Source organism: Serratia sp. SA088, from assembly GCF_049065515.1.
GTDB lineage: Bacteria > Pseudomonadota > Gammaproteobacteria > Enterobacterales > Enterobacteriaceae > Serratia > Serratia nematodiphila.
Window position 1 is genome coordinate 840,285 of record NZ_JBAKGW010000001.1, and the last position, 13,960, is coordinate 854,244.

The 13,960-nt window shown below is 61.7% G+C and carries 13 protein-coding genes; 9 read left to right on the forward strand and 4 right to left on the reverse strand.

Translation table 11 applies throughout. The features are described from left to right. Nucleotides 1–54: 54 nt before the first annotated feature. The 6 genes from ACOWVD_RS04135 to ACOWVD_RS04160 all read left to right on the forward strand — a co-directional run bounded on the left by ACOWVD_RS04135 (nucleotide 55) and on the right by ACOWVD_RS04160 (nucleotide 5,381). A complete protein-coding gene (locus tag ACOWVD_RS04135) occupies nucleotides 55–516 on the forward strand; it encodes a GNAT family N-acetyltransferase (protein WP_041922341.1) in 462 nt (153 codons plus the stop codon). Between the two features lie 320 nt (nucleotides 517–836). Then, the gene (locus ACOWVD_RS04140; RefSeq protein ID WP_015377933.1) at nucleotides 837–2,279 is read left to right on the forward strand and encodes a GGDEF domain-containing protein; all 1,443 of its coding nucleotides are present in this window, start codon (nucleotides 837–839) and stop codon (nucleotides 2,277–2,279) included. A gap of 104 nt (nucleotides 2,280–2,383) precedes the next feature. Then, entirely contained in the window at nucleotides 2,384–2,734 is a 351-nt protein-coding gene (locus ACOWVD_RS04145) for a DUF1428 domain-containing protein (RefSeq protein ID WP_004938082.1), read from the forward strand. An 11-nt stretch (nucleotides 2,735–2,745) separates the two neighbouring features. After that, entirely contained in the window at nucleotides 2,746–3,219 is a 474-nt protein-coding gene (locus ACOWVD_RS04150) for a VOC family protein (RefSeq protein ID WP_015377932.1), read from the forward strand. A 26-nt stretch (nucleotides 3,220–3,245) separates the two neighbouring features. Continuing rightward, a complete protein-coding gene (locus ACOWVD_RS04155) occupies nucleotides 3,246–3,935 on the forward strand; it encodes a VIT1/CCC1 transporter family protein (protein ID WP_015377931.1) in 690 nt (229 codons plus the stop codon). Nucleotides 3,936–4,043: 108 nt separating this feature from the next. After that, the gene (locus tag ACOWVD_RS04160) at nucleotides 4,044–5,381 is read left to right on the forward strand and encodes a D-serine ammonia-lyase (RefSeq protein ID WP_049240947.1); all 1,338 of its coding nucleotides are present in this window, start codon (nucleotides 4,044–4,046) and stop codon (nucleotides 5,379–5,381) included. 54 nt (nucleotides 5,382–5,435) lie between these two features. Here ACOWVD_RS04160 and ACOWVD_RS04165 read toward each other — a convergent pair whose 3' ends face one another. The 4 genes from ACOWVD_RS04165 to tet(41) all read right to left on the reverse strand — a co-directional run bounded on the left by ACOWVD_RS04165 (nucleotide 5,436) and on the right by tet(41) (nucleotide 10,326). Continuing rightward, nucleotides 5,436–6,872 carry a 6-phospho-beta-glucosidase gene (locus ACOWVD_RS04165; RefSeq protein WP_152903418.1) on the reverse strand — a complete coding sequence of 479 codons (1,437 nt, stop codon included), beginning with the start codon at nucleotides 6,870–6,872 and terminating at the stop codon, nucleotides 5,436–5,438. A 128-nt stretch (nucleotides 6,873–7,000) separates the two neighbouring features. Next, the gene (locus ACOWVD_RS04170; protein WP_004938065.1) at nucleotides 7,001–7,735 is read right to left on the reverse strand and encodes a MurR/RpiR family transcriptional regulator; all 735 of its coding nucleotides are present in this window, start codon (nucleotides 7,733–7,735) and stop codon (nucleotides 7,001–7,003) included. Between the two features lie 258 nt (nucleotides 7,736–7,993). Then, nucleotides 7,994–8,950 carry a sulfonate ABC transporter substrate-binding protein gene (locus ACOWVD_RS04175; RefSeq protein ID WP_015377929.1) on the reverse strand — a complete coding sequence of 319 codons (957 nt, stop codon included), beginning with the start codon at nucleotides 8,948–8,950 and terminating at the stop codon, nucleotides 7,994–7,996. 197 nt (nucleotides 8,951–9,147) lie between these two features. Then, nucleotides 9,148–10,326, reverse strand: coding sequence for a tetracycline efflux MFS transporter Tet(41) (tet(41), locus tag ACOWVD_RS04180; RefSeq protein ID WP_164094932.1), 1,179 nt, complete (start codon nucleotides 10,324–10,326; stop codon nucleotides 9,148–9,150). A 64-nt stretch (nucleotides 10,327–10,390) separates the two neighbouring features. Between tet(41) and tetR the strand changes: the two genes are divergently transcribed. The 3 genes from tetR (at nucleotide 10,391) to ACOWVD_RS04195 (ending at nucleotide 13,936) form a co-directional block, all read left to right on the forward strand. Beyond that, a complete protein-coding gene (gene tetR, locus ACOWVD_RS04185; protein WP_004938056.1) occupies nucleotides 10,391–11,032 on the forward strand; it encodes a tetracycline resistance transcriptional repressor TetR in 642 nt (213 codons plus the stop codon). Between the two features lie 175 nt (nucleotides 11,033–11,207). Then, entirely contained in the window at nucleotides 11,208–11,681 is a 474-nt protein-coding gene (locus tag ACOWVD_RS04190) for a (2Fe-2S)-binding protein (RefSeq protein ID WP_021503731.1), read from the forward strand. Beyond that, on the forward strand, nucleotides 11,678–13,936 hold the full coding sequence (locus ACOWVD_RS04195; RefSeq protein WP_421105462.1) for a molybdopterin cofactor-binding domain-containing protein: 2,259 nt from the start codon (nucleotides 11,678–11,680) through the stop codon (nucleotides 13,934–13,936). Before ACOWVD_RS04190 ends, ACOWVD_RS04195 begins: the two co-directional genes overlap by 4 nt. Nucleotides 13,937–13,960: the final 24 nt, after the last annotated feature.

Genomic DNA, 13,960 nt, shown 5'->3' on the forward strand with positions numbered 1-13,960 from the left:
GCTCGTTGTTCTATGCTGGAGGCGGGGCATTTTGGCATCATCGAAGAGGACATCATGAGCGAAAGCATCGTGGTCAGATCGTTGGAACAACGGGATTACGCCGCCTGGCTGGCACTGTGGCAAGGGTATAACGCCTTTTACGGCCGGGAGGGGGCAACGGCGCTGCCGGATGAGGTGACACAGACCACCTGGCGGCGTTTTTTCGACGCCTATGAACCGATGTACGCTCTGGTCGCCGAGCATCAGGGGCAGGTCGTTGGATTAACGCACTATCTTCTGCACCGCAGCACCATTCAGCTGCAGCCCAACTGCTATCTGCAGGATCTGTTCACCGCAGAGGCGGTGCGCGGCAAAGGGGTGGCGAGGGCGCTGATCGCGGCGGTTTACGAGCGTGCGCAGCAGTTGGGGTTGCCGCGTGTGTATTGGAATACCCACGAAACCAACCAGATCGCCATGCGGCTGTACGACAAGGTGGCGGAGCGTCCCGGTTTTGTGATGTATCGCAAGGCGTTTTGACGCGGGATGAAAAAACAACCCCACATAGCCCAATCTTATTTTGCTTTTGAGGAAAAAGACGGCGGTTTTTACCGGTAACAGGCCAACTGGGGCGTGAAATGTTCAAAGTGAAGCGTCCGCTTTAGCCGTTTCTGTGCCAGGTATGCGGGTGTCGTCAATATATTGATACACAAATATATTTTTCCTAGATGAATAAACAGATGTCCGGGCCAGCAAAACTGGCAATAATAGGCGAGTCGGCCGCTTATCTTCTCCTCATCGTCGACGGTTGTGACACGAACAGATTGTCACCTTACGCAGCAGAAGTCTCTGGATCCAAGATGCAAACCACCTCGTTGTCCGATGCCCGGAAAATTTGGCCCGCACTCACCGTCTTTCTGTTGGTGTTCGCGGTTTGCCTGTTGGGCATCGTGAGCCGCCCCGTCGGATTTTTGGCGATATTCTGGCCGGTAAACGCCGTACTGCTGGCGTTTCTGGTGCGTCGCCCGCAGTGGGCCACGCGCGCCGGCTGGGGCATGGCGGTGCTGGGTTATCTGGCGGCGGACCTGCTGACCGGCAGTTCGCTGCAAAAGGCGCTGCTGCTGAACGCCGCCAATCTGACCGGCGTGGTGGTGGGGTATCTGCTGTACATGCGGCTGTCGCCGCCAGCGCGTATGCTGCAGCGTGGCGCCTCCAGCATGTACCTGTTCGGCATCTGCCTGGCCGCCGCCGCCGCGACCGGTTTGGTGGGCGCGGCGGCCTCGCAGTGGCTGTTCGGCAGGCCCTATTTGACCTCGCTGGCACTGTGGTTCTCATCCGAGTTCACCAACTACGTCACGCTGATGCCGTTTATTCTGGCGTTTCCCGCCGATTGGCGGCATCGCTTGCGCGCGGCCCGCAGCATAGTGACGCAGCGCAGCCAATGGCCGCGCGCGGGACGAAAACTGGCAGTATTGGCGCTGCTGGCGTTGGCGGCGATCTGCAGCGTGCTGATCGGCGGCCCCGGGGCGGTGATCTTTCCCATGCCGGTGCTGCTGTGGCTGGCGATGTCCTTTTCGCTGTTCTGCACCATGATTGCGGTGCTGATTTATGTGCTGTGGTGCCATCTGGCGATCGATTTCGGGTTGCTTAGCACGACGCTCGACATGCAGGTGTTGCAAAACGCGGTATCGATGCGTTTGGGCATCGCGCTGCTGGCGCTGGGGCCCATCGCCGTGGCCAGCATGAACTATGCGCGCAGCGCGCTGCTGCGCACGCTGGAGCATGTGGCGAACCACGATGCGCTGACCCACGTGCTGACGCGCAATGCGTTTATGCAGCGCGGCGAGCGGATGATTGACCAAAAGGGCGAGTTGGTATGCGTCATGATGCTTGATATTGATTACTTCAAATCGATCAATGATCGTTTCGGCCACGCCGGCGGCGATCAGGCGCTGATGGCCTTTACCCGTGCGATCGCCGCCGATTTGCGCGTCGATGATCTGTTCGGCCGCATGGGCGGCGAAGAGTTCGCTATCGTCTCGACGCTCGGCCAGCCACAGCAAGGGTTGCAGCTGGCTGAACGGCTGCGGCAACGCATTGAGGCGGAATCGATCACCATGCCGGCCGGCCATCCGCTGCAGATCACCGTCAGCATCGGCATGGTGACCTGCCCGGGCGGTTCCGGCCACAGCCTGGCCGACTTGCTCAAACTGGCGGATCTGGCGGTATACAAAGCGAAAAACGCCGGCCGTAACCGGGTCGCCACGCCGGACTCTGACCCACCGAACGATCCTGAGCGCTGAACTTCCGATCCGGGTTGCGCGCCCGCCGTCTAGACTGGTAGGGGGCGCAGGCAACGTCGCCCGCGCTGAACCGACTGTCCTTAATCAGACAAGAGGATACCAGGATGAAATACGTAGACGGTTTTGTGGTGGCGGTACCGGCCGCCAACAAGGAGGCTTATCACCGGTTGGCGGCCGCAGCGGCGCCGCTGTTCAAAGAGTTTGGCGCCACGCGCATCGTGGAGTGTTGGGGCGATGACGTGCCCGACGGCAAGCTCACCGACTTTCGCGGCGCGGTGAAGGCGCAAGAAGGTGAAGTGGTGGTGTTCAGCTGGATAGAGTACCCCTCCAAAGCGGTGCGCGACGCCGCCAACGAGAAAATGATGAACGATCCGCGCATGAAGGCGCTCGGTGAGATGCCGTTTGACGGCAAACGCATGATCTTTGGCGGGTTCGCGCCGATCCTCGATGCGTAAAGGAGGCGCAAATGGCCAGAATTACGCAACATCTGTGGTTTGAAAAGGACATGGAAGCGGCGCTGAATTGCTATGTCGCGCTGATCCCCGGTTCGTCCGTGAACTGGTTTTCCGACCTGCCGGCGGATACGCCGAGCGGCCCGGCCGGCAGCGTGAAACTGGCTTCTTTCACGCTGGGGGACCAGCGCTACGCGGCGATCGAAGCCGGGCCGCTGGATCCGTTCAACCACAGTTTCTCCGTGATGGTGGAATGTGACGATCAGGCGGAAGTCGACCGGCTGTGGGATGCCTTGAGCGAGGGCGGCGAGGCGGAGCAGTGCGGCTGGCTGCGCGATCGCTGGGGGCTGTGCTGGCAAATTGTGCCGCGGCGCCTGACGGAGTTGATGAACGATCCCGACGCCGCTCGTGTGCGGCGGGTCACGGAAGCGATGCTGCTGATGGGCAAAATCGACATCGCCGGGTTGGAAGCGGCGGCGCGGGGCTAGCGGTAAGAGAACGAAGGAGAGAAAGGATGCATCGAGAGCGGCACAGTATTGAACGCATCGGCTGGCTGCGGGCGGCGGTGCTCGGCGCCAACGACGGCATCGTTTCGACGGCCAGCCTGCTGCTGGGCGTGGCGGCGGCCAGCGCCGCGCATTCCGCGCTGATGATCGCCGGCGTCGCCGGGTGGGTGGCCGGGGCGATGTCGATGGCCACCGGTGAGTATGTGTCGGTCTCGTCGCAGGCGGATACCGAAAAGGCCGCGCTGGCGGAAGAGCAGGCGGAGTTGCTCGAAGACTATCCGGGGGAGTTTCGCGAACTGACGTCAATCTACGTGCATCGCGGGCTGGATCCGGCGCTGGCTCGGCAGGTGGCGGAAAAGCTCATGGCGCATGATGCGCTGGAGGCGCACGCGCGCGACGAGCTGGGCATTTCCTCCGTCACCCGCGCCCGGCCGCTGCAGGCCGCGTTGGCGTCGGCCCTCAGTTTCTCCCTCGGCGCGCTGCTGCCGCTGCTGGTGGCGCTGTGGGCACCGCTCGACTGGACGCGAGCGGCGCTGGTGGCGTCGGCGCTGATTTCTCTCGGCGTTCTCGGCGGCATCGCCGCGAAAACCGGCGGGGCGCCGATCTTGCCGGGCGTGGCGCGTATCCTGATCTGGAGCGCGCTGGCGATGGCGGTCTCCTCAGGCGTGGGCATGCTGTTTGGCGTGACGGCAGGCTAACGCCGCGTTTGCATCAATCTATTGCACCTCAAACTCAGAATTTATCATTTGTCAGCCGCCGGCGTTCACGGCATGGTGACGGCAACGCCAAATCAGTCAGGGACTCTTATGCAAAAATCACAGATCCAACCGTGGGTTGCGCAGCATCCGCTGCTGCAACGAATGGTCGCCCTCGAGCCGATCACCTGGTTCAATCCGCGTGCGACCACGCTGGCCGCCGGCTTGCCCCATGTCGGGCTGACCGCCGCCGACGTGGCCGAAGCCGAGCAGCGCCTGGCGCGTTTCGCGCCTTATCTCGCCGCGGCCTTCCCGGAAACCCAGCCGACAAAGGGGATCATCGAGTCCGAGCTGGTGGCGATCCCCGCCATGCAGCAGGCGTTGGATCGGCGCTATGGGCAGGCGTTGGGCGGGCGTCTGCTATTGAAAAAGGACAGCCATCTGCCGATTTCCGGTTCAATCAAAGCGCGCGGCGGCATCTATGAGGTGCTGACGCACGCGGAGAAACTGGCGCTGGAGGCGGGGCTGCTCCAGATCGGCGACGACTACGCCCGGCTGTGTTCCGATGCGTTTCGTCAGTTCTTCCGCCAGTACCGCATCGCCGTCGGATCGACGGGCAATCTGGGATTATCCATCGGTATCATCAGCGCCCGCCTGGGATTTGATGTCAGCGTGCACATGTCGGCGGATGCGCGAGAGTGGAAAAAACAGAAGCTGCGCGACAATGGCGTGACGGTGGTGGAATACGCCGAAGATTACGGCGTGGCGGTCGAGCAAGGGCGCCAACAGGCGGCGAACGATCCGAATTGCTTCTTTATCGACGATGAAAACTCGCAAACCCTGTTCCTCGGCTACGCGGTGGCGGGCGGCCGCCTGAAGCGGCAGTTTGCCGAACAGGGCATTGTGGTGGACGCGCAGCATCCGCTGTTCGTGTATCTGCCGTGCGGCGTCGGCGGTGGGCCGGGCGGTGTGGCCTTTGGTCTCAAGCTGGCGTTCGGCGATCACGTTCACTGCATTTTCGCCGAACCGACCCATTCCCCCTGCATGCTGCTCGGCGTCTACAGCGGGTTGCATGACGGCATTGCGGTGCAAGATCTCGGCATCGACAACCGCACGGCGGCGGACGGGCTGGCGGTGGGGCGCGCCTCGGGTTTTGTCGGCCGGGCGATGGAGCGCCTGCTGAGCGCATTTTACACGCTGAGCGACGAAGAGATGTTCGCGTTGCTCGGGTTGTTGGACAGGCACGAGCATATCCAGCTGGAACCCTCCGCCCTGGCGGGCATGGCCGGGCCGTGGCGCATGGAGGCCAATGCGCAACAGCTTAGCGGGCAAGGGGTGAGTGCGGAAAGCCTGGCGCAGGCGACGCATCTGGTGTGGGCGACCGGCGGCGGCATGGTGCCGCCGGCGGAAATGGCGAAGTACCTCGCCGCCGGGCAGACGGCGGAGTAAGGCGCAATAAAGTAAAAAGGGGCGAATATCGCCCCTGATTGGTCTGCCGTGCGGTTAAAGCTGTTCGCCGTTGCTGGCGATCACCCGGCGATACCAGTCGAAGCTTTTCTTGCGCGAACGTTCGAGCGTGCCGGTGCCGTCGTCGTGTTTATCGACGTAGATAAAGCCGTAGCGCTTGCTGTACTCGCCGGTGGTGAACGATACGCAGTCAATGCAGCCCCACGGCGTATAGCCGATCAGGTCTACGCCGTCTTCAATCACTGCTTTTTTCATCTCTTCGATATGGGCGCGCAGATAGTCGATGCGATAGTCATCGTTGATCTGGCCGTCCGCTTCCACCTTGTCGAAGGCGCCGAAGCCGTTCTCCACGATAAACAGCGGTTTCTGGTAACGTTCATACAATACGTTCAGCGAGTAGCGCAGCCCGACCGGATCGATCTGCCAGCCCCAGTCGGAAGCCTTGACGTGCGGGTTCGGCACGTTGCCCGGGAAGCCGAACATGCCGTCGCTGCCTTCCACCGCGTTGGCCTGCAGCGCGTTGCTCATGTAATAGCTGAAGCCGATGTAGTCGGTGCAGCCCTCGCGCAGGATCTGTGCGTCCTGCGGCTGCATCTCGATCTTCAGCCCTTTGCGTTCCCAGTCGCGCAGCAGATAGCTTGGGTAGTAGCCGCGCATCTGCACGTCGGTGTACAGATAGCGCTGGTGCATCGCCTCCACGGCGTACATCACGTCGTCCGGCTTGCAGGAATAAGGGTAGAACGGCACGCAGGCCAGCATGCAGCCGATCTTGAACTCCGGGTTGATCTGATGGCCGAGTTTGACCACCTGCGCGCTGGCGACGAACTGGTGGTGCAATACCTGGTACAGCGCCTGCTCCGGGTTGTCTTCCTGAGTGTAGTCCACGCCGGAACAGCAGTAACCGAACAGCGGGTAGCGGTAGTTGCTCTGGTTGTTGATCTCGTTGAAGGTCATCCAGTACTTCACCTTCTCGCGGTAGCGGCGCATCACCACTTCGCTAAAGCGCACGAAAAATTCCACCACCCGGCGGTTTTTCCAGCCGCCGTAGGTTTTCACCAAATGGTAAGGCATTTCGAAGTGCGACAGGGTGATCACCGGCTGGATGCCGTATTTCAGCAACTCGTCGAACAGATCGTCGTAAAACTGCAGGCCGGCCTCGTTTGGCGCTGCTTCGTCGCCGTTCGGGAAGATGCGCGTCCAGGCGATCGAGGTGCGGAAGCATTTGAAGCCCATCTCGGCGAACAGCGCCACGTCCTGTTTGTAGCGGCCGTAGAAGTCCACCGCTTCATGGTTGGGGTAACGGTAGCCGTCGAGCACGCCGTCGGTCATCACGCGATCGACGCCGTGCGAACCGCCGGACAGCACGTCGGCGATGCTTGAGCCTTTGCCGCCCCGATCCCAACCGCCTTCAACCTGGTGCGCGGCGACCGCGCCTCCCCACAGAAAATCTTTCGGCAACTGTTTCATCGTCAATGTCTCATCTTATTTAATGAAGGATAATAACGTTCGCATTGCCAATAGAGTAACAAGACCAAAAGAAATGTCACGATATAACAAATCGCCGGACAAAGTGATTTGTCACAATAAAAAAACAGCCTGTTTTATTTTGCCGAATTAATATGCCCAAGCCGTTTGCCGATGGTTTCAATAATGTAAAGCACGGGGATCTGCGTGGTGATATTGTGATGGCCGCCGATCAAATGCTGCGGCACGTGGTAGGAGAGATTAAAGTCCGCCAGCCGCGCCAGCGAAGAGGTTTCGTTGTTGGTGATGCTGATGATCTTGCAGTGGTGCAGACTGAATTGGCTGGCCAGCCGCAGGATCTCTTCGGTTTCGCCGGAAACCGACAGCATGATCGCCACCGCGTTTTTATACATATCGCTGTTGACGGGATAATAAGGATCGTCGATATGGGTGCTGAATTTCCCGACGTTGGAAAAGAAACGCGCGCCATATTTCCCCAAGGCGCCAGAGGTGCTGATGCCGACGAAAATAATCCGCTCGGCGGCGGCGATATGATGCGCCGCTTCATCGAGTAACTGATTAAATTCGTCGTTGCTGACGCTTTTAAAAAAACTGAGAATTTCGCCGATGCCGGAATCGACCGGCGGCGCATCGCTTTGCTCCAGATACAGTTTGAAACGGATGCGAAATTCTGAATAACCGTCGCAACCCATTTTTTTGCAAAATCGCAGCACGGTGGTGGTGGATACGCCGGCGGCCTCGGCCAGCTCGCGGATGGTCATGTACATCACTTGATTTTTGTGTTTGCTGACGTAGTTATAAACCATCAGCTCCAGGGCGTTGAGCTCGGCGATTGCTTTATGGGTGAACATGAGTCGATCCGGCGGCTGAAAACGGGACATTTATCTGCGGGTTACCATAGCAAAATTCGCCGCCGCCGACACTGCCGAACAAAAAGAAAAGCCGCACCAGTCAGGGGCGGCCCAGGGTTCACGACGAACAAATTAAAGCAAAACGTTCCGGAAGACATGCCATGAAACCGCGTTTCATCACACAGGGTTAGCATAGGCCGGCTGATGCCGGCGGCAAAATGCCGGTTTCTGCTTTCTAAAACCAAAGCGCGGCAAAGGCTATGGCGCCTCGGGCTTATCTTCGGACCAGCGGGCGGCGTTGACATCCACCTTAACCGGCAGCAGCCCGATGGCGGTGAATTTATCCGCCAACTGCTGTTGCTGTCTGAACACCTCCGGCGACATGCGCTGGCTGCCGAACGGCATGCGGGCGATGGCTCTGGCCCAAATGGCCTGATCCAGACCGGTGCTCTGAGCGAGGATCGCCGCCGCTTCCTGTGGATGCTCGTTGGCCCAGTCGCTCAGCGCGCCGAGCTGTTGAATCACCTGTTTGGCGCTGTCCGGGTAGGTTTCGGCAAAGCGGCGGCTGGCGAGATAGAAGGTATAGTGCGGCACCAGGCCCTCCGCGTCTTTCAGCAGGCGGGCGTTGGCGCGGGTTTCCACCTCGGCGTAGTAGGGATCCCAAATCACCCAGGCGTCGACGCTGCCGCGCTGGAAGGCGGCGCGGGCATCGCTCGGCGGCAGATAGACCGGCGTGATGTCCTTGTAGCTCAAGCCGGCCTGTTCCAGCGCGCTCACCAGCAGGTAATTGACGTCAGACCCTTTGTTCAACGCCACGCGTTTGCCTTTCAGATCGGCCACGGAGCGGATCGGCGAATCCTGCGGCACCACGATGGCTTCGGTTTTCGGGCTGGGCGGCGAATGCGCCAAATAAACCAGATCGGCCTTGGCGGCTTGCGCGAAGGCCGGCGGCGCGTCGCCGGTCGCCGCCAGATCGATGCTGCCGACGTTCAACCCCTCCAACATCTGCGGGCCGGCGGGGAATTCTATCCAGCGAACCTTGACGCCCTGCGGCTCAAGGGCTTTTTCCAGCGTGCCGCGGTATTTCAGCAGCGCAAAAATGTTGGCTTTCTGGTAACCGATGGTGATTTGCTGCGGTTTCTCCTGCGCGCCGGCCGGCAGGCTAAACAGGCCCAGCAGCAGTGCGGCGATCAGCGGCGTTGTGAGTTTTCTCATCCTGATTTTCCGATAGGCGAAGTGAACAATAGCGATACGCGCTGGGCGTAACACCATGAAACAGCATTCAAATTTTCCTGCGGCGGGATAAGGGCGATGATAATGAGCGGCGCACTGGCGTGTAAAGCGCCCGCTTATGCTGAATAATGCCTTGCTTAGCCATAAATGAGCTTAAGCGGGAGAAGGGGATCTCTACGCTATGCCGCGTCACGCTCGCGCGAACGCGCCAGCAACGGCGGCACCAGCAGATAGAGGGCGGCGGCCAACGCCCAGACCAGGCCGGGCCAGACATCGCGCGTGGCGGCATACAGCGCCGTCGCCATCAGCGGCCCCGCGACGCCGATCAGGCTGCCCATGCTGGCCAGCGTCCCTTGCAGCTCACCCTGATGGTCGTCGTCCACTTTGTGCGCCATTAACGCCTGCAGCGCGGGCAGCGCCATACCGCCCGCGGCGAAGAACGGCAGCAGCGCAAAGGGCGCCCAGCCGCGCGTGGCGATCGATAACAGCACCAGGCCCAGCGCGTCGGCGGTCAGGCCGATCAGCAGCGCCTTGCGTTCGCCGAGCCGCGCGACCAGCGGGCCGATGGCGAAGGCCTGCGACAGCGCGTGGCAGGCGCCGTAACCGGCCAGCGACAGGCCCGCCACCATCATGCTCCAGCCGAAACGATCCTGGCCGTATAAAATCCACAGCGTGGCCGGCGCCTGTGAAACCAGCGCCATGATCAGGTAAATGCCGGCCAGCGGCAGCAGGCCCGGTTTGCCGTGCAGCCGTCGCAATGACGAAAAGGGATTGAGGCGGATTTTCTCGGCGGCGCGGGCGCGGGGTTTACGCGATTCCGGCAGCAGGAAAAACGCCATCGCCAGGTTGACGGTGTTCATCGCCGCCGCCGCCAGGAAGGGCGCATGCAGATGCCACTCGCCCAGCGAACCGCCGAGCAGCGGGCCGACGATAAAACCGACGCCGAATACCGCGCCCACCAGGCCGAAACGCCGCGCGCGCTGGCCGGCAGGAGTAATATCGGTAACGTAAGCGGTGGCGACCGCCATGTTGGCGCCGGTGATGCCCGCCAGCAACCGGCCCAGATAGAGCCAGGCCAGCGTCGGCGCGAACGCCATCAGCAGGTAGTCGGCCGCGGCGCCGGCGAGTGAAATTAACAGCACCGGCCGCCGGCCGAAACGATCGCTCAGCGCGCCGAGGATCGGCGAGAACAGAAATTGCATTAACGCATAGGCCGCCAGCAGGGCGCCGTAGTGCAGGCTGCCGGCGTCAAGACCGCCCAGCGAACGCAACAACGCCGGCAGGATCGGCATGATCAGACCGATGCCCACCGCATCCAGCAACACCGTCAACAAAATAACCAGCATGGTTTTTTTCAAGATTGTGACTCTAACAGTGATAGAGTATTGAGTATTCCATAGTTACCCTATCAGTGATAGAGAGATGAGCGAAAAAAATACTGCGATACGTTTAACGCGTGAAACCGTCCTGCGCGGAGCGCTGGCGCTGCTGAATGAAATCGGCATCGATGCTTTGAGCACCCGTCGCCTGGCGCAACATCTCGGCGTGCAATCTCCCACGCTCTATTGGCATTTCAAGAACAAAGCCGAGCTGTTGAAAGCGATGGCGGAAACCATCATGTTGGATCACCGTGAAGAACTGCCCGCCGATATGGCCTGGCAGGATTGGGTCGTCACCAATGCGAGCAATTTCCGTCGGGCTCTGCTGGCTTACCGCGACGGCGCGCGTCTGCATGCCGGCACCCGGCCGCAGGAGCCGCAATTCGCCATTATCGAGGCCAAGGTGGCGCTGCTGTGCCGGGCGGGCTTGACGCCTGAACGCGCGGTGAATTTGCTGTTCGCCGTCGGGCGCTTCGTCGTAGGCTGGGTGCTGGAAGAGCAGCAAATGCAGCCGGACGATACGCTGAATGATGCCGATCGCCAGCGTTACCCGCTGCTGTGCGAAGGCTGGGAAACTTTGCAGGATAAGGGCGCAGACGCGCTGTTCGAAGCCAGCGTGCGGCTGTTGGTCGACGGTGCCGAGGCCGCGTTGACGAACGCCAATAATCACGGGACGCAATCATAAAACCGGGCTTATCTATCGGAAATTTATAGAAAATACCCACTTTTCGTTAAAGCCATGGCGGCCACATTCCCTTAACATTATCAAGTCTTTTGATGATAATTATTAGCATGCTGCTCAATTATTCGACGCAGTGATGTTACGGATTAAATCCGTTTGTTTAAGGGATAGTTTCACCATGGAAATCAATGTTAATGGCCGGGTGGTTCCACTCGGCGATATCTCGCCCGAGACCCCGCTGTTGTACGTGTTACGCAACGATCTGCACTTGAATGGCCCCAAATACGGCTGCGGCCTGGGGGAGTGCGGCGCCTGCACCGTTCTTATCGACGGCGTCGCCGCTCGCTCCTGCTCAATGCCGCTGGCCGCGGTAGGAAGCAAGTCCGTCACCACGCTGGAAGGCCTGGGCACGCCGGAAACGCCGCACCCGGTGCAGCAAGGATTTATCGATGAGCAGGCGGCGCAATGCGGCTACTGCGTCAACGGTATGATCATGACGCTGGTCGCGCTGTTCGAACGTGAACCCGAGGCGGACGAACAGGCGATCAAGAAAGAGCTGGCCTACAACCTGTGCCGCTGCGGCACCCATCTTGAGATCTTGCGCGCCGCCGAACGCGCCCGCGCGCTGCTGGCTGCACGGAGGCAAGCATGAGCCGCCTCGAACTGACCCGCCGCCAGCTGCTGCAGGCCGGTGGTGTGGTGATGGTCAGCAGCCTGCTGCCCGCACCGTTTAACGCCTTCGCCGCCGAGCCCGCCCCAACGCCTGCCGAGCTGCCGCTGGACAGGGTAGACAGTTTTATCAGCCTCACCGCCGACGGCCGGGTGACGGCATTCAACGGCCACGTCGATCTCGGCACCGGCATTCGCACCGCGCTGGCGCAGATCGTCGCCGACGAAATTTGCGTGCCGTTCGAGCACGTCACGATGATCCTCGGCGATACGCAACGCACGCCGGATCAGGGGCCAACTATCGCCAGCGCCACCCTTCAGGTGACGTCGGTGCCGCTGCGCCAGGCGGCGGCGCAGGTGCGGCATATGCTGACGGCGCTGGCGGCCAAAGCCTTCGAACTGCCGGCCGACCAGCTGACGGCGGCGGCGGGGCAGGTGTTTGTGACCAAGAATCCGGGGCGCGCCTTGAGCTATGCGCAGCTGGCGAGCGGGCAGAATCTGCACGTGGCGCTGGATAAAAACGTGCCGCTGAACGGTGAACAGCAGAGCCGCTATGTCGGCCGCGCCGTCGCCCGGGTCGATATTCCGGCCAAGGTCAGCGGCGCGCTGACCTACGTGCACGATCTGCGTTTGCCCGGCATGCTGCATGGCCGGGTGGTGCGCCCGCCTTACGCAGGCGCCGACAGCAGCGCGCCGCTGGGCGGCGGCCTGTTGTCGGTGGATGAAAGTTCGATCGCGCATCTGCCGGGCATCGTGAAACTGGTGGTGATCAACGATTTCATCGGCATTGTGGCCGAGCGCGAAGAGCAGGCGATCGCCGCCATGCGCCGGCTGAAAACCGAATGGAAACCCTGGGCCGGCCTGCCGGACCTGTCGCCGGAGGCGCTGCCCGCCGCGCTGGCAGCCAACCCGAAAACCGACCGCGTGCTGCGCGACGATGCGGGCACGGACGACGCGCTGGCATCGCTGCATACCGAAGTGCGGGCGGACTATGTCTGGCCTTACCATCAGCACGCCTCGATCGGCCCTTCCTGCGCAGTGGCGGAGGTTAAAGACGGGCGGGCGCAGGTGTGGTCCGGCACGCAAAACCCGCACGATCTGCGCAAAGATATCGCCACGCTGCTGGAATTGGCGCCTGAGCAGGTGCATATCACCCGCATGGAGGCCTCCGGCTGCTATGGCCGCAACTGCGCCGACGACGTCTCGGCGGACGCGGCGCTGTTGGCGCGGGCGACCGGCCGCCCGGTGCGGGTGCAGCTGATGCGCGAACAGGAATCCGGCTGGGAGCCGAAGGGCACCGGTCAGTTGATCCGGGTGCGCGGCGGCCTCGACGCGCAAAACCGAGTGGCGGCCTACGAGTTGAAAACCAGCTATCCCTCCAACAATGCGGTGACCTTGCCGCTGGTGTTGACCGGCAAGGTGGCCAACCGGGCTGACGTGCAACAGATGGGCGATCGCACCGCCATTCCGCAATACGAGTATCCGCACATGCGGGTGATTTGCCAGGACGCCGCGCCGATCGTGCGGGCCTCGTGGATGCGCGGCGTTTCGGCGCTGCCCAACGTGTTCGCCCATGAGTCCTGGATCGACGAGCTGGCCTGGCGCGCCGGCGAAGATCCGATCGCGTTTCGCCTGCGTTACCTGAACGATCCGCGCACAGTGGCCTTGATTGAGGCCCTGAAGCGCCAGGCGAACTGGCAAGACGGCCCGGCGCACCGGTCGCGCGCCGCCGGCGCCGAAGTGGTGAGCGGCCGCGGCTTCGCCTATGCGCGCTATTTCCACAGCAAATTTCCCGGCTTCGGCGCCGCCTGGGCGGCCTGGGTGTGCGATCTCAGCGTCAATCGCCTTTCCGGGCAGATCACGCTCGATAAAATCTTCGTGGCGCATGATTGCGGCCGGATGATCAATCCGGCCGGGGTGCGCCATCAGGTGCACGGCAACATTATCCAGTCCGCCAGCCGGGTGCTGAAAGAGTTTGTGACCTTCAACGCGTCGGGCGTGACGTCATTGGACTGGGGCGGCTATCCGATCCTGCGCTTCGACGAATTGCCGCAGGTCGATATCCAGCTGATCGACCGCCCGGACGAAGCGCCGATGGGCGCAGGAGAGTCCGCCTCGGTGCCGAGTGCGGCGGCGATCGGCAACGCGCTGTTTGACGCCCTCGGCGTGCGCCTGCGCGAGGTGCCGTTCACACCGGCGCGGGTGCTCGCCGCGCTGCGCGCTCAGGCCGGCCATTAACCCCCCGTAACGAACAAGGACAGC